At 73.5% G+C, this 14,698-nt stretch carries 13 protein-coding genes; 5 read left to right on the top strand and 8 right to left on the bottom strand.

Features of this window, described 5'->3' with window-relative positions; genetic code table 11:
• Nucleotides 1-5: 5 nt before the first annotated feature.
• Nucleotides 6-1,136: a Gfo/Idh/MocA family protein gene (locus J2Z33_RS12045; protein WP_209841344.1), complete on the top strand. Its 1,131-nt coding sequence runs from the start codon at nt 6-8 to the stop codon at nt 1,134-1,136.
• A gap of 52 nt (nt 1,137-1,188) precedes the next feature.
• Here the strand turns inward: J2Z33_RS12045 and J2Z33_RS12050 are convergent, their stop codons facing one another.
• From J2Z33_RS12050 to J2Z33_RS12060, 3 genes are all read right to left on the bottom strand, one after another.
• Nucleotides 1,189-1,938 carry a hypothetical protein gene (locus tag J2Z33_RS12050; protein ID WP_209841347.1) on the bottom strand — a complete coding sequence of 250 codons (750 nt, stop codon included), beginning with the start codon at nt 1,936-1,938 and terminating at the stop codon, nt 1,189-1,191.
• 59 nt (nt 1,939-1,997) lie between these two features.
• Entirely contained in the window at nt 1,998-3,182 is a 1,185-nt protein-coding gene (gene rlmN, locus J2Z33_RS12055) for a dual-specificity RNA methyltransferase RlmN (RefSeq protein WP_209841349.1), read from the bottom strand.
• Between the two features lie 95 nt (nt 3,183-3,277).
• The gene (locus J2Z33_RS12060; RefSeq protein ID WP_209841352.1) at nt 3,278-3,805 is read right to left on the bottom strand and encodes an invasion associated locus B family protein; all 528 of its coding nucleotides are present in this window, start codon (nt 3,803-3,805) and stop codon (nt 3,278-3,280) included.
• 181 nt (nt 3,806-3,986) lie between these two features.
• Here J2Z33_RS12060 and J2Z33_RS12065 point away from each other — a divergent pair, with 181 nt between their 5' ends.
• The 3 genes from J2Z33_RS12065 (at nt 3,987) to J2Z33_RS12075 (ending at nt 7,370) form a co-directional block, all read left to right on the top strand.
• On the top strand, nt 3,987-4,970 hold the full coding sequence (locus J2Z33_RS12065) for an asparaginase (protein ID WP_209841355.1): 984 nt from the start codon (nt 3,987-3,989) through the stop codon (nt 4,968-4,970).
• A 113-nt stretch (nt 4,971-5,083) separates the two neighbouring features.
• On the top strand, nt 5,084-6,268 hold the full coding sequence (locus J2Z33_RS12070; protein ID WP_209841358.1) for a diguanylate cyclase: 1,185 nt from the start codon (nt 5,084-5,086) through the stop codon (nt 6,266-6,268).
• A 142-nt stretch (nt 6,269-6,410) separates the two neighbouring features.
• Nucleotides 6,411-7,370, top strand: coding sequence for an acetyl-CoA carboxylase carboxyltransferase subunit alpha (locus J2Z33_RS12075; protein WP_209841361.1), 960 nt, complete (start codon nt 6,411-6,413; stop codon nt 7,368-7,370).
• Nucleotides 7,371-7,373: 3 nt separating this feature from the next.
• Here J2Z33_RS12075 and J2Z33_RS12080 read toward each other — a convergent pair whose 3' ends face one another.
• From J2Z33_RS12080 to J2Z33_RS12090, 3 genes are all read right to left on the bottom strand, one after another.
• On the bottom strand, nt 7,374-8,099 hold the full coding sequence (locus J2Z33_RS12080; RefSeq protein ID WP_209841363.1) for a lysophospholipid acyltransferase family protein: 726 nt from the start codon (nt 8,097-8,099) through the stop codon (nt 7,374-7,376).
• Nucleotides 8,096-9,004, bottom strand: a complete 909-nt coding sequence (locus tag J2Z33_RS12085; RefSeq protein WP_209841531.1) for a cell division protein FtsX — start codon at nt 9,002-9,004, stop codon at nt 8,096-8,098. Before J2Z33_RS12085 ends, J2Z33_RS12080 begins: the two co-directional genes overlap by 4 nt.
• Nucleotides 9,005-9,066: 62 nt before the next feature.
• Nucleotides 9,067-9,741: a cell division ATP-binding protein FtsE gene (locus J2Z33_RS12090; protein ID WP_209841366.1), complete on the bottom strand. Its 675-nt coding sequence runs from the start codon at nt 9,739-9,741 to the stop codon at nt 9,067-9,069.
• Between the two features lie 123 nt (nt 9,742-9,864).
• Here J2Z33_RS12090 and J2Z33_RS12095 point away from each other — a divergent pair, with 123 nt between their 5' ends.
• Nucleotides 9,865-10,770, top strand: coding sequence for a zinc-ribbon domain-containing protein (locus tag J2Z33_RS12095; protein ID WP_209841369.1), 906 nt, complete (start codon nt 9,865-9,867; stop codon nt 10,768-10,770).
• Between the two features lie 4 nt (nt 10,771-10,774).
• Here the strand turns inward: J2Z33_RS12095 and J2Z33_RS12100 are convergent, their stop codons facing one another.
• Complete coding sequence (locus tag J2Z33_RS12100) at nt 10,775-13,435, bottom strand: TIGR02302 family protein (RefSeq protein ID WP_209841373.1); 2,661 nt, start codon at nt 13,433-13,435, stop codon at nt 10,775-10,777.
• A complete protein-coding gene (gene lysA, locus J2Z33_RS12105; protein WP_209841376.1) occupies nt 13,426-14,691 on the bottom strand; it encodes a diaminopimelate decarboxylase in 1,266 nt (421 codons plus the stop codon). Before lysA ends, J2Z33_RS12100 begins: the two co-directional genes overlap by 10 nt.
• Nucleotides 14,692-14,698: the final 7 nt, after the last annotated feature.

Raw genomic sequence — 14,698 nt, forward strand, 5'->3', positions numbered from 1 at the left:
CCGACATGGCAAAGCTCGGCGTCGGCATCATCGGCTGCGGCAACATCTCCGCCGCCTACCTGCAACTCGCCCCGTCCTTCAAGGCGCTCGACCTCCGGGCGGTGGCGGACATCAACATGGACAACGCGCGCGCCCGCGCCGCCGAGTTCAACGTCCGCGCCCACACGGTCGAGGAGCTCCTCGCCGCCCCGGACATCGACGTGATCGTCAACCTGACGGTCCCGGCGGTGCACTACGAGGTCAGCCGCCAGATCCTCGAAGCCGGCAAGCACGCTTACTCCGAAAAGCCGCTGGTCCTGTCGCTGGACGAGGGCGAACGCCTCCGTGACCTCGCGGCCAGCAAGAACCTGCGCGTCGGCTCGGCCCCCGACACCTTCCTCGGCGGCTCGCACCAGCAGGCCCGCGCGGCGATCGACGACGGCCGCACCGGCCGCATCCTCGGCGGCACCGCGCACGTCATGGGCCACGGCATGGAGATGTGGCACCCCAACCCGGACTTCTTCTTCGCGCCGGGCGGCGGGCCGGTCCTCGACATGGGACCCTACTACATCACCAACCTCGTCCAGCTCATCGGGCCGGTGAGGACGGTGGCCGCCATGGCCAAGGCCGGCTTCAAGACCCGCACCATCGGCAACGGCCCCCGCAATGGCGAGGTGCTGCAGGTCACCACCCCCACCGACATCCACGCCGTCCTTGAGTTCGCCAACGGCGCGACGGTGACGCTCGGCGCCTCCTGGGACGTCTGGAAGAACCGCCACGCCAACATGGAGCTGTATGGCGAGGAGGCGTCGCTCTTCGTCCCCGACCCCAACTTCTTCGGCGGCACCGTGGAGATCGGCGGCGAGGGCGACATCGAGGCGCTGCCCGAGACCGACCACCCCTTCGGGCAGGCGAACTTCACCACCGGCGACGGGCGGCACCTTGCCAACTACCGGGGCGCGGGCCTCGCCGACATGGTTACGGCCATCGAGGAGGGGCGCAAGCACCGCTGCGACATCGACCTCGCCGTGCACGTGGTGGACGTGATGACCGGCATCCTCCGCTCGGGCGAGGAGCGTCGCTTCGTGGACATGACCACCACCTGCGACCGCCCTGCCGCCCTGTCGCCCGAGGAGGCGCGGGCGCTGCTGGCCTGACACGCGAACGGCCCGGCCGATCAGGCCGGGCCGCCGACGCGGACCGAACGGCTCAGGCCGCCTTGGCCGCCTTCGTCTGGAGCACCTTCCACTCGATCCCCAGCTTGGCGATGGCAAAGCGGCGCGGGTCGTCCAGCGGCAGGTCCGCGACGGCCTTGCCGCCCAGCTCCGCTTGGAACTCCGTCAGCCGCCGCGCCACGGCCAGCCGCCGCATGGTCAGCGCCGCCTGGTTCCCCGCCGGGATCACGAAGCCCGGCCGGATCGCGCCGGGCCTGGGCGCGCCCTCCACCACCTCCGCCGTCGTGTGCAGGAAGGTGACAAGACCCGGCAGCACCACATAGGCCGACAGGTTCCGCGCCGCGTTCGCCAGTTCCAGCACCGAGAAGTCGGTGTGCATGACGATCGTGTAATCCGCCTTGTCGTTCAACTCGGCGAACTCCTTCAGCGGCAGGGTCTTCTTCGGCACCCCGGTGATGCGCGCCACGGCCTGCATCACCTGCCCGAAGTTCTTGGCCCCCACGGCCGCCAGGAACCGCTCGCCCATCTTGGTCGTCGGCCCGTCCGCGCGCTGGAGCGGCATCACCCCGGCCTTGGGCACGTAGACGCTGACCCCGGTGGGCAGCGTCAGCGCCCCGTCCGGCAGCGGGTTGACGAGGAAGCGCCCCTTGCCCTCGGCCTTGCTCCAGGCCCAGACCGGCCGCAGCCCCGCCTGCCGGATCGCCGGCTCGGCCATCAGCGCGGCTTGGGTGGCGCCGTCCACCGGCACCACCTCGAACGGCACCTTGTTGAGCGTGATCTGCATGGCGGCTCCCCCTCCGTGATCCCGCGCTTCTAGCGCAGGGAGGGACACCGATCCAGCCCTCAGGCCCGCGGCACGCCCGCCTCGGCCGCGACCTGCGCCCGCGACTTCCGCGCCCGCTCGGTCGCGGACTTGAGCTGCCCGCAGGCCGCCATGATGTCCTCGCCGCGCGGCGTGCGGATGGGCGAGGCATACCCGGCCTTGTAGATGATGTCCGCGAAGGCCCGGATGCGGTTGTTGCTGCTGCGCTTGTAGGGCGCCCCCGGCCATTCGTTGAAGGGGATCAGGTTGATCTTGGCCGGGATGCCCTCGATCAGCCGGACCAGCCGCCGCGCGTCCTCGTCCGAATCGTTCACCCCGTCCAGCATCACGTATTCAAAGGTGATCCGTTCCGAATTGGACAGGTTCGGATACTCCCGCAGGCTGTCCAGCAGCGCCGCGATGTTCCACTTCCTGTTGATCGGCACCAGCACGTCCCGCACGTCATCCGTCGTCGCATGGAACGACACGGCGAGGTTGCAGCCGATCTCGGTCGCCGTCCGCGCGATCTCCGGCACCACGCCGCTCGTGGACAGGGTGATCCGCCGACGCGACAGCGACAGCCCCTCCGGGTCCATGGCGATCCGCATCGCGTCCCGCACCGCCTCGAAGTTGTAGAGCGGCTCGCCCATCCCCATCAGCACGATGTTGGACAGAAGCCGCGTCTCGTCCTTGGGCGCGCCCGGCACCGGCCATTCGCCCAGGTCGTCGCGGACCAGCATGACCTGCCCGACGATCTCCCCGGCGGTCAGGTTCCGCACCAGCCGCTGCGTCCCCGTGTGGCAGAACGAACAGGTCAGCGTGCAACCGACCTGCGAGGACACGCAAAGCGTCCCGCGATCCTCCTCGGGGATGTAGACCGTCTCGACCTCGTGCCCGCCGGCGATGCGGACCAGATACTTGCGCGTCCCGTCCGCCGAGACCTGCTTCGACACGATCTCGGGCAGCTCCACCACGAAGCTGCGCGCCAGCAGCGCCCGGTAATCCTTGGCGAGGTTGGTCATCGCCCCGAAGTCGCGCACGCCCCAATGGTAGATCCACTGCCAGACCTGCCCGACGCGCATCTTCGCCTGCTTCTCCGGGGTGCCAGCGGCGACGAGGGCCTCGCGCATCTCGTCGCGCGTCAGGCCGACAAGGTTCACCCCCCCCTCCGGCAGCCTGCGCGGGATGGTGTGCACGTCCTGCGTGATGGGGGCGGAGATCGTCATGGCATCCTCGGGCGGGGGAGGGGCCTCACATAGCAACGAAAAGGCCGGCTTCCAAGGGAAACCGGCCCGATGGCCTTGCGGCGCCGCGACGCGCGTCAGGAGGCGCAGCGGCTCTGGGCCTGCTCGACCGCCGAGGTGAAGCCGAGGAGCGAGAAGGTGTCCCGCGTGACGGTCCCGCGCCCCGATTGCCCGGTCAGGACCGCCTCCGATCCGCCCTTCATGGCGGCGACGATCCGGGCGTCGTCCTCGGGCCCGGCCGGCCAGGCCCATTCGCCCTCGGTGAAGAGCTGGAACTGCGTGCCGCCCACGTCCAGCGTCACCGTGGAGTTGTCCGCGAAGGGATAGCCGCCGGTGAAGGTCACCTGCCCGTTCACGCCCTCGGACGGGCGATAGAAGACGAAGAGCAGCGTCTCGCCGCGCGACACCTCGACGGCCTGGCCGTCGCGGGTGTTCTCCTGCTCCGTGGGGGCCGAGACCGAGAAGCACTCGGCCGGGTCGCTTTCCTGGAACACCGACCAGTCGGTGCTCGCGGCCACGCGGTTCGTGCTCTGCTGCGCCCAGGCGCCGCCCGCGGCAAGGGCGGCGAGGGCGATCGCCCCGAGCCGCGACAGGGTCTTGGTCATCGTTCGTCAGCCTCCAGTTCCAAGCCCGCCGTTCCCCGTGGCCGCCGGGGCCATGCCTGCTGGCGCCGTTTGCGGCTGGCGGGGGCTCATCCAACCCGATATTGGCCCCCATAGCATCGCGGGACGCGCGGGGCAAACCCCGCCCGGTCACGTCCCTGCGGGAACCCGGACGGAGGGACACATGGCGGCGGTGGAACTGGTCGAGCTCTGGCGCGGCGGCCTCCTGGAATCGGTGCATCGGGGACACGTCGCGGTCTGCGACGGCGCCGGGCAGGTGATCCAGGCCTGGGGCGACCCCGAGGCGGTGATCTTCCCGCGCTCTTCCGCCAAGATGATCCAGGCGCTGCCCTTGGTAGAATCCGGCGCCGCCGACGCCGCTGGCCTGACCTCCGAGCATCTGGCCCTCGCCTGCGCCTCGCACCAGGGCGCGCCGATCCACACCGACCGCGTGGCCGCGTGGCTCTCGCATCTGGGCCTCGCCGAGCCCGACCTGCGCTGCGGCGCGCATATGCCCTCCGACCGTCCCACCGCCGAGTCGCTGGTCCGCGCGGGCGACCGGCCCTGCCAGATCCACAACAACTGCTCGGGGAAGCACGCGGGCTTCCTGACGCTGGCCCGCCATCTCGGCGCCGGCCCTGAATACGTGGAGATCGACCATCCGGTGCAGCAGGCCGTCCGCGCCGCCGCCGAGGAGACGGCGGGCGAGGCCAGCCCCGGCTGGGGCGTGGACGGCTGCTCGGCCCCGAACTTCGCCGGCACCCTCGCGGGGGTCGCGCGCGCGATGGCGTCCTACGCCACCGCCGGATCACGCGGCGGCGTTCGCGCCGACGCCCAGCGTCGCCTGACCGCCGCCATGATCGCCCATCCCGAACTCGTGGCGGGCGAACGTCGGGCCTGCACCGACCTCATGCGCGCCTGCGAGGGCCGCGCCGCCATCAAGACCGGGGCCGAGGGGGTCTTCGTCGCGATCCTGCCCCAGCAGGGCCTCGGCGTCGCGCTCAAGATCGCCGACGGCGCGACCCGCGCCTCCGAGGCGGTGATCGCCGCCCTCCTGGTGCGCCTGGGCGTGCTGGACGCCGCGCACCCGGTGGCCGAGCGCCTGACGGCCGGGGTCCAGCGCAACTGGCGCGGCATCGAGACCGGGCGGATCGTCACCCGTCTGTGACCCGCCGGCAAAGGTCCGCCGACGCCTCGCATCGGCGGGCCGCCGCCACCGGGCCTTAACGTTTTGGTAAGCATCTTCCGGTATGCTTGGAAGAAACAAGCGAAGGCGGAACGATGGATCTGGTCATAGACACGCTCAAGGACAGCACGGGCTCCATAGCCTTCATGTGCCTTCTGGCCGTGGGCTATGGCGTCGTGGTCCGGCAGGACCTGCCGGGCGCCTGGGCGCGGACGCTGCTGGGCGCGATGTTCGGCCTGGCGGCCATGGTGTCGATGCTGGACCCGTCCCCCGTCGCGCCGGGCGTCTTCGTGGACCTCCGCAACCTGCCCATCGCCCTCGCCGGGGCCTTCCTGGGCCTGCGCGGCGCCGCCGTGGCGATGGCCATGGCCGTCGTCCTCCGCCTGGGGATCGGCGGCTCCGGCATGTGGGCCGGCGCCGCCGGCATCCTGATCGCCGGGGGGATCGGGCTCGCCTGGAACCGCGGGACGCGCGGCCGGGGCCGGCGCAGCGCCCGGGCGGTGCTGGTCCTCGCCCTCCTGACCTCCTCCCATGTCCTGAGCTCGCTGCTCCTGCCCTGGCCCACCGCCCTGCGCGTCATCGGCGCGACGCTGCCCGTGCTCCTGCCGCTCCACGTGCTGGGCGTCCTCGCCGCCGGCGTCCTGATCGAGCGGGAGCGGGCGGCCCACGCGCGCGAACGCCGGCTCCGCCTCGAGGCACACCATGACGCGCTCACCGGCCTCCTGAACCGCCGCGGCTTCGAGGTGGCGCTCGCCGCCCTGCCGCCGGACGCGGCGGGCGCGCTCCTCCTGCTCGACCTCGACCACTTCAAGCGCATCAACGACCGCCACGGCCACCCGGCCGGCGACGCGGTGCTGCGCGCCATCGGCGGGCGGCTGGCGGCGGCGCTGCGGCGCGGCGACATCCTGGCCCGCATCGGCGGGGAGGAACTGGCGATCTTCCTGGCCGGGCAGGGCCCCGAGGGGGCGGGCATCGTCGCGCGCCGCCTGTGCGAGGCCGTGCGCGCCGCCCCCTTCACGCTGCCCGACGGCACGGTGGTCCCGGTCACGGTCAGCCTCGGCGGCGCCGGCGGCCCGGCCTCGGCCTTCCCGGCCCTGCTGGCCCAGGCCGACGCCGCGCTCTACGACGCCAAGGCGGCCGGGCGCGACCGCTGGCACTTCGCCGACGCACCGGCCGAGCCCGCCTCCGCCGAGGCCGCGTCCGGGCCGCAATCCGAGGCTCCCTCCGACCCGGCCACACCCGCCGCGCCGCGCCGCCGCTGGGCGGGCGTCGCCGCCTGACCGGCGTCCCGCGCCACCCGGCCGGACGCCGCTCGGCGGCCTTCAAGGCACCGGCCCGCGCGGACGGCCCCGGTTGCATCCCGCGCGCCCCTTCGCCATATCGCGTCAGCCCATCGTCGCGGGCGCATCGGGAGAGCCGTCCATGAACTACCTCGAGTTCGAGAAACCCCTGGCCGAGATCGAGGGCAAGGCCGAGGAGCTGCGCGCGCTCGCCCGCAACAACCCCGGCATGGACGTGGAAAAGGAGGCCCAGGGCCTTGATCGCAAGGCGCAGGACATGCTGGTCCAGCTCTATGGCAGCCTGTCGCCCTGGCAGAAGGCCCAGGTCGCGCGCCACCCCGACCGCCCGCACTGCAAGGACTACATCGAGGGCCTGCTCACCGACTACACCCCGCTTGCCGGCGACCGCAACTTCGCCGACGACCATGCAGTGATGGGCGGCCTCGCCCGGCTCGGCGCGCAGCCCGTCGTGGTGATCGGCCACGAGAAGGGCCACGACACCAAAAGCCGGATCGAGCACAACTTCGGCATGGCCCGCCCCGAGGGCTATCGCAAGGCCATCCGCCTGATGCAGCTCGCCAACCGCTTCGGCCTGCCGATCCTGACCATCGTGGACACCCCCGGCGCCTATCCCGGCAAGGGCGCCGAGGAGCGCGGCCAGGCCGAGGCCATCGCGCGTTCCACCGAGACCTGCCTGGAGGTGGAGGTCCCCCTCGTCTCCGTCGTCATCGGCGAGGGCGGCTCGGGCGGCGCCGTGGCCTTCGCCACCGCCAACCGCGTCCTGATGCTCGAACACTCCATCTACTCGGTGATCTCGCCCGAGGGCTGCGCCTCGATCCTCTGGAAGGACGCCGAGAAGATGCGCGAGGCCGCCGAGGCGCTGCGCCTGACCGCGCAGGACCTCGACCGCCTGGGCGTCATCGACCGCATCATCCGCGAGCCGCTGGGCGGCGCGCACCGCGACCGGCACGCCACGATCCAGGCCGTGGGCGAGGCGGTGCAGGCCGCCCTCGCCGACCTCACGGCCAAGCCGGGGCGCGAGCTGCGCGACTCCCGTCGCCGCAAATTCCTCGGCATGGGGGCCAAGGGCCTCGCGGCCTGACCGCTACCCCCGGAATCCCGCCTCGGCCATCAGCCGGTCCGAGGCGGGCTCGATCTCGGCCTGGAGCCGCGCCATGAACTCCTGGGCGGGCAGGTCCGCTGGAAGGGGCGGAAGGAACTCCACCACCGCGCGGCCGGGGCGCAGGCGGATGCCATGGCGCGGCCAGAACAGCCCGACATTGCAGGCCACCGGCACGCAGGGCTGGCCCAGCTCGGCATAGAGCGCCGCCGTGCCGGACTTGTAGGGCGCGACGACGCCGGGCAGGACGCGCGTCCCCTGCGGATAGATGATGAGCTGCCCCGGATCGGCCCGCCCTGCCGCCACCTCGGCCAGCATCCGGCGGATCGCCGCGCCCCGCCGGCCCCGGTCCACCGGGATGCAGCCGACCCGCAGGGCGAACTGGCCCAGCACCGGCGCCCAGATCAGCTCCCGCTTCATGATGAACTTGCCGCGCGGGATCGCGCCGTAGATCAGGATGATGTCGAGGAAGCTCTGGTGCTTGGCGGCGACCATCACCTCGCCGGTCGGGGGCGTGCCCCGGATCTCGGTCTCCAGCCCGACGATGAGCCGCGCGGCGTGGCGCACGAAGCCGCACCAGCCATGGCAGGCCGCGACCGCGCCCTCGCGGCTCCACAGCGCCCAGGGCAGGTAGAACAGCCCGTAGAACGGCATCGCCGCATAGATGACGAAGGTGAACAGCAGGCCCCGGATCGGGCGCTCGGGTCTCATGACTGGGTCCTCAGCGTGCGGAGAGCGGCGGCGCGGGTGGCGGCGAAGGCGGTTCCCGCCGCCAGGACGGGGATGACCAGCGGCGCGAGCCAGCCCGCCCCCTGGAACCCCAGCCCCGTCAGGAACCCTCCCGACGACTCGTCGGCCGACGGCAGGAGCAGGATCGCCAGCATCCCCGCCAGCGTCCCCGCCGCCGCCCCCCAGCCCGCGCGCAGGGTGAAGCGCCGCACGAAGGCCCGCGCGATGGTGATGTCCCGCGCGCCCACCAGCCGCAGCACCCGGATCACCTGCGCGTTGGCCGCCAGCGCCGCCTGGGCCGCCAGCGTGATCATCGCCCCCGTCGATCCCGCGATGAGCAGGAGCGACAGCCACCCCAGCGCCCGCATCCGCCCCGCCGCCACCACCAGCGGCGCGCGCCAGGCCGTGTGATCGTCCAGCACCGCGCCGGGCACCTCGGCCGCCAGCCGCGCCCGCAGCCCCTCGGCGTCGAAGTCCTCGCCGTCCAGCGTCACCGCGACAAGCTGCGGCACCGGCAGCGCCTCCAGCGGCAGGTCGGGGCCGAGCCACGGCTCCAGCAGCGCCCGGTTCTCGTCCGCCGTCAGCGCCCGCGCCTCACCCACGCCGGGCGTCTGATCCAGCACCCGCAGCGCCGCCGCCACCTGCGTCGCGGCCGCGTCCCCCTCGGCCGGGGGCAGCCGCAGCGTGGCGCTCTCGGCCAGCTCCTCGCCCCAGCGCTCGGCCAGCCGCCCCGTCGCCAGCGCCAGGGCGAGCGCGAACACGGCGAGGAAGGCCATCGCCCCCGAGGTCAGCAGCGTCAGCGAGGCCGTGAAGCCCGTGGGCGGCACCGCCCGGTCGGCCTGCGGGTCGCCGGCCAGGAAGGCCACGAAGCGCCGCCCCTGCCGCACGCCCTCGGCCGGCGCCCGCGCCAGCAGCCCCAGGACCCGCGCGACGGGGACGGGCAGGGGCCTCACAGGTCCGCCCCCGCCTGCAACAGCCGCCCGTCCCGCAGACGCAGCACCCGAGCCGCGACATGGGCCTTGGCGGCGCGGATCAGGTTCAGGTCGTGCGTCGCGATCAGCACCGCCTTGCCCATCCGGTTCAGCTCGATCAGCAGCGTGAGCAGCCGCTGCGACATCTCCCAGTCGATGTTCCCCGTCGGCTCGTCCGCCAGGATCACGTCGGGCGAAGTGATGACCGCCCGCGCCAGCGCCGCCCGCTGCCGCTCGCCCCCCGACAGCTCGGGCGGGAGCCGCCCCGCCTGCGCCGTCAGCCCGACCCAGGCCAAGAGCTCGCGCAGGTTCTGCCCGCCCTCGTCCTGCCGCCCGGCGACCGTCAGCGGCAACAATATGTTCTCGGACACGGGAAGATGGTCGAGGAACTGGCAGTCCTGATGCACCACCCCGATCCGCCGCCGCGCCAGCGCCACCGCGTCGCGGTCCATCGCCGCCGCGTCCCGGCCCCAGAGCGTCACCCGCCCCTCGGTGGCCGTCAATTCCGCGTAGCACAGCTTCAGCAGCGTGGTCTTGCCCGCGCCCGACGGCCCCGTCAGGAAGTGGAACGACCCCGGCGCAAGGGCCATCGACAGGTCGGAGAACAGGGTCCGCCCGCCATAGCCGTAGCCCACGCCGTCCAGCTCGATCACCGGGCCGCTCCCTGTCCGGGGGCCCGCTCGCCCCGCCCGCCCTTCTGCCGCAGGACGCGAGGGGTTTCAATGGACGCGCCGGCCCGGCTAATCTGCCGTCATCACAGCAAGGAGAGCCCGCCGATGCGCCTGACCTGCCCGAGCTGCGGCGCGCGATACGACGTGCCCGCCGAGGCGATCCCGCAGGCCGGCCGCGACGTGCAGTGCTCGGCCTGCGGGCGCACCTGGTTCCAGGCCGCCGAGCCCCCGGCCGAAGAGGCAGAGGCGGCCTTCGGCGACTGGGAGGCCGTGCCCCGCGTCGCCGACGACGACGAGGAAGCCGACGACCTCCTCGAAGCCCAGGCCGCCCCCCTGCCGCCCATGGGCATGGCGCGCACCACCGTCACGCCCGAGGTGGCCGGCATCCTCCGCGCCGAGGCCGCGCGCGAGGCCGAGGCCCGCGCGAGCGAGGCGGGCCGCACCCGCCCGGAGCCCGGCAGCCGCCCGCCGCCGCTCCCCGAGGCCGAGCTTCCGCCGCTGGAGCGGGCGCTGCGCCGCCGCGCCGCCGCCGGGCCCGCCGGGCCCGCCGCCGGGCCCGCCGCCGGGTCTGGCGCCCCTGCCCCGACAGAGGCCCTGCCGCCCGATCCGGTCCCACCCGACCCGATCCCGCCCGGGGCCGAGGCTCTCGCCCTGCCGCCGGAGCCCAAGCCCGAACCCGCGCCTCTGGCCGAGCCGTCGCCCGTCCGCTCCGTGCGGCAGGCCGACGGGGGGGAACTCGACCCCGACGCGATCGACTCGACCCTGCGCCCTCCGGGCCGAACCACCGCCGACCGCTACCCGCCCGTGCGCCGCCGCCGTCGCCGGGCGGGCTTCGGCCTGGGCCTCGGGGCCGGGCTCCTGGCGGTCGCGCTGCTGGCCGCGCTCTACGCCATAGCGCCGCGCGTCACCGCTGCGATCCCGGCGGTCTCGGGCATCGTCGGCCCCTACGCCGAGGCCGTGGACCGGGCGCGCGACTGGCTCGACGCCCGCCTGCGCCCGCCCACCGAGTGACCGCTCAGAACCGCTCCAGCAGCCGCTTGAGGTAATCCAGCTCGATCTTCGGCCGCTCCTGCTCCGCCGCGCGGCGGCGGATCTCGGCCAGCAGCTCCTCGGCCCGGCGATACACGTCCTCGGCCCCGGTCATCTCCTCGTCGGTGCCGAAGTCGCCGCCATCGCCCAGCTGCCGGCCCAGCGGGTCGCGGCGGCCCGGCACCGGGCGGCCGCCCTCCTGGCCCTCGCCGGCCTGCTGGTTCGGCTCGGGCTGCGTGCGCCCGTTCTCGGCCAGCGCCTGCCCGAGGTTCCGCATCCCCTCGCGCAAGCTGTCCATCGCCTCGGCCTGCTGGTCGATGGCCCCGCCGAGGTCGCCCTCGCGCAGCGCCTCCTCGGCCCGGTCCATCGCCTCCCCGGCCCCGTCCAGCGCCCGCCGCGCCGCCTCGGCCGCGTCGCCGGTCAGGCCGGGCAGCTCGCCCCGCTGCCGCGCGATCTCGTCCCGCAGCGCCTGCTGCCGGTCCGCGAGGCTCCCCGCCTCGTCGCCTTCGCCCGGCTGCTGGCCCTGACCTTGCTGATCGCCCTGTCCGTTGGGCTGCTGGCCTTGGCCTTGCCCCGGCTGACCCTGGCCCTGCTGCCCCTGTCCCGGCTGGCCGGGCTGGCCCTGCTGGCCTTGCCCCTGCTGTCCGGGCTGCTGCTGCCCCTGTTGTTGGCCGAACTGCTCCTGCAGGTCGCGGAAGGCCTCGTCCGACAGTTCCTGCTGCTCGCGCAGCGACTCCTGAAGGTTCTCCATCGACTGCTGCCCCGGCGACGGCGGCCCGCCCTGACCCTGGCCCTGGGTAACCTGAAGGTTCTCCATCAGCCGGTTCAGCTCCTCCATCAGCTCCTGGGCCTCGGCCATCCGGCCCTGCTCCATCAGCTCCTGGATGCGGTCCATCAGCGCCTGGATCTGGTCCTGCGTGACCGCCTGGTTCTCCCCCTGCGAGGTCTGCGGCTCGTCCGCGCCCGGCTGGTCCTGCGGCTGGGCGTTCTGCGCCAGCATGTTCAGGTAATCCTGCGTCGCCTCGCGCAGCTCCTGCATCAGCTCGGCGATCTCCTCCTGCGAGGCCCCGTTCCGCATCGCCTCGGCCAGCCGCTCCTGCGCCCGCTCCAGCCGCTCGCGCGCGTCGCGCAGCGTCCCGTCCTCCAACTGCACCGCGAGATCCCAGAGAGCCTCCGCGATCTCGTCCTGCTCCGCGACGGTCATGGTCCCGGCGTCCGCCAGCGCGTCCAGCCTGCGGATCGTGTAGCTCAGCCGCAGGTAGATCGCCCGGTCGGGGAACAGCTCCTCGGGCCGGTGGGCCACCGCCCGCAGGATCTGCGTCACCCGCCGGGCGTTGCCCTTCGACCACAGCAGGTCGCGCCGCTGCTCCACCACCGCGCGGGCGACCGGCTGAAAGAAGCGCCGCCCCGGCAGCACCATCGACGCGGGCGCGCTCTCGGCCCGCTGCCCGGCGGCGTCGGTGACGCTCAGGGTCAGCGTGACCGGCAGGTTGGCGAAGGGATGCTCCGACAGGTTCTCGACCAGCTTCTCCTCGAACGCGGCCCGGTCCCCCGTGAAGGGCATCGGCAGGTCGAGCACCAGCGGCTCCCGCGCATCCGGCTCGGCGGCCAGCCCATGCGCCCGCTCCACGGCGGCCACGTCCAGCGCCACCGTCGCGGTGCCCGCCGTCACGCCGTAATCATCCGAGGCCCGGAACGGCTGCGCCATCTCGCCCATGGCGTCGGCCTCCACCGGCCCGGCCAGCTCCACGCTCGGCGCGGCGTCGGGCAAAAGCCGCACCTCCCACTCCGCCCCGCCGCCGCCCTCGATCCGCAGCCGCCCCGGCTGGATCACGTCGAAGGCGTGCTCCGCCGCCGTCGCGCTCTCGATCCCGTCCGTCCGGCCCGACACCGTCTCGCTCAGCGCCAGCGCCCCCACCTCGCCATAGAGGCGAACGGTCACGCGGCTCCCCTTGGGCACCTCGATCGGGCCCGGCGGCAGGTCGGCCAGATACAACTGCGGCTTGCCGGTGTAGGCCGGCGGCGCGATCCACCCCTCCCAGACCGGCCCTTGCGCGAGGTCCGCGCCCACGCCGTCGCCCAAGCCCGGCACCTCCGCCGCCCGCCACGCCGACCCGAACAGCAGCCCCGCCGCCAGCAGGATCGCCGCGACGTAGCGCAGCCCATACGGGTCGCGCGCCGCGAGCCGCAGGTCCGGCGCCGGCGCCTTCGCGCCCTGCGCTCGCCGCGCCATCCGTTCCAGGTGCGCCGCCCACACCGCGCGCGACGCCGGGTCGCCCGCCCCCACCGCCTGCGCGTCGCGCAAGGCCGACAGGGGCCGCCCCGGCAGGGTCGCGTCGAGCCTCTCGACCGCCTCGGCCCGCGTCGGCCAGCGGAACCGCCAGACCCCCCAGGCCAGCGCCGCGCCCGCGCCCAGCGCCAGCACCACCGACCCGCCCCACAGGATCTCCAGCGGCAGCCGATCCTGCCAGCCCGTCGTCAGCGCGGCGGCGACCAGCGCCAGCACCGTCCAGAGCGGCCAGAACGCCCGCGCCACCCGCTCCGCCGCCAGGCCCATCCGGGTCAGCGCCAAAGGCCGCCGCAGGCGGGCCGGAAGCTCCGGCGCGGGAGAGGTCGTGGACGGGCCGGGCGGGGGCGTCAGAGCCATGCGGGGATGCTATCCCTCCCGATCATGTCCTCATAGCTCGGCCTCGGCCGTATGACGGCGAATTGATCGTTCCGCACCAGCACCTCGGGCACCAGCGGGCGCGAGTTGTATTCGCTCGCCATCACCGCGCCATAGGCCCCCGCCGACCGGAACGCCACGAGGTCCCCCTCGCGCAACTCCGGCAATCCCCGGCCCCGGGCGAAGGTGTCGCCGGTCTCGCAGACCGGCCCCACCACGTCGAAGGCGCGCGCCTCCAGGCCCGGCTCGGGCTCGCGCACCGGCACGATGTCGTGGTGCGCGTCGTACATCGCCGGTCGCACGAGGTCGTTCATCGCCGCATCCAGGATCAGGAAGTCGCGTCCTTCGCCTTCCTTCACATAGACCACGCGGGACAGGAGGACACCCGCGTTCCCCGCGATCAGCCGCCCCGGCTCGATCTCGATCTCGCAGCCCAGGTGCCCCACCGTCCGCCGGATCATCGCGCCGTAGTCCACCGGCAGCGGCGGCACCTCGTTCGACCGCGTGTAGGGGATGCCGAGGCCGCCGCCGAGGTCCAGCCGCTCGATGGCGTGCCCGTCCGCGCGCAGCGCCACCGTCAGCTCCGCGACCTTCCGGTAGGCGTCCTCGAACGGAGCCAGGTCGGTCAACTGCGAGCCGATGTGCACGTCGATCCCCACGACCCGCAGCCCCGGCAGCGACGCCGCCTCGGCATAGGCCTCGCGCGCCTTGGCGATGGGGATGCCGAACTTGTTCTCGCTCTTGCCCGTCGCGATCTTGGCGTGGGTGCGCGCGTCCACGTCCGGGTTCACGCGGATGGCGACCGGCGCGACCACGCCCAGCGACACCGCCACCTCCGACAGCGCCCGCATCTCGGGCTCCGATTCCAGGTTGAACTGCCGGATGCCGCCCAGCAGCGCCACCCGCATCTCGCCCCGCGTCTTGCCGACGCCCGAGAACACGATCCGCTCCCCCGGCACGCCCGCCGCCTTGGCGCGGCGGTATTCCCCTTCCGACACCACGTCCATCCCCGCCCCCTCCTCGCCGAGCAGGCGCAGGACGGCGACGTTCGACAGCGCCTTCACGGCAAAGCACACCAGATGCGGCATCCCCGCCAGCGCATCGTCGAACAGCTTCAGGTGCCGCAACAGCGTGGCGGACGAATACACATAGACCGGCGTCCCCACCGCCGCCGCGATCTCCGCCAGGGGCACATCCTCGGCCCAAAGCTCTCCGTCGCGGTGGATGAAATGGTCCATGGGCGTC

The organism is Rubellimicrobium aerolatum (assembly GCF_017872975.1).
Lineage (GTDB): Bacteria > Pseudomonadota > Alphaproteobacteria > Rhodobacterales > Rhodobacteraceae > Rubellimicrobium > Rubellimicrobium aerolatum.

Coding starts and splice junctions, on each gene's coding strand:
- J2Z33_RS12045 (WP_209841344.1), top strand. CDS start 6: ATGGCAAAGCTCGGCGTCGGCATCATCGGCTGCGGCAACATCTCCGCC.
- J2Z33_RS12050 (WP_209841347.1), bottom strand. CDS start 1,938: ATGCAGATCACGCTCAACAAGGTGCCGTTCGAGGTGGTGCCGGTGGAC.
- rlmN (WP_209841349.1), bottom strand. CDS start 3,182: ATGACGATCTCCGCCCCCATCACGCAGGACGTGCACACCATCCCGCGC.
- J2Z33_RS12060 (WP_209841352.1), bottom strand. CDS start 3,805: ATGACCAAGACCCTGTCGCGGCTCGGGGCGATCGCCCTCGCCGCCCTT.
- J2Z33_RS12065 (WP_209841355.1), top strand. CDS start 3,987: ATGGCGGCGGTGGAACTGGTCGAGCTCTGGCGCGGCGGCCTCCTGGAA.
- J2Z33_RS12070 (WP_209841358.1), top strand. CDS start 5,084: ATGGATCTGGTCATAGACACGCTCAAGGACAGCACGGGCTCCATAGCC.
- J2Z33_RS12075 (WP_209841361.1), top strand. CDS start 6,411: ATGAACTACCTCGAGTTCGAGAAACCCCTGGCCGAGATCGAGGGCAAG.
- J2Z33_RS12080 (WP_209841363.1), bottom strand. CDS start 8,099: ATGAGACCCGAGCGCCCGATCCGGGGCCTGCTGTTCACCTTCGTCATC.
- J2Z33_RS12095 (WP_209841369.1), top strand. CDS start 9,865: ATGCGCCTGACCTGCCCGAGCTGCGGCGCGCGATACGACGTGCCCGCC.
- J2Z33_RS12100 (WP_209841373.1), bottom strand. CDS start 13,435: ATGGCTCTGACGCCCCCGCCCGGCCCGTCCACGACCTCTCCCGCGCCG.
- lysA (WP_209841376.1), bottom strand. CDS start 14,691: ATGGACCATTTCATCCACCGCGACGGAGAGCTTTGGGCCGAGGATGTG.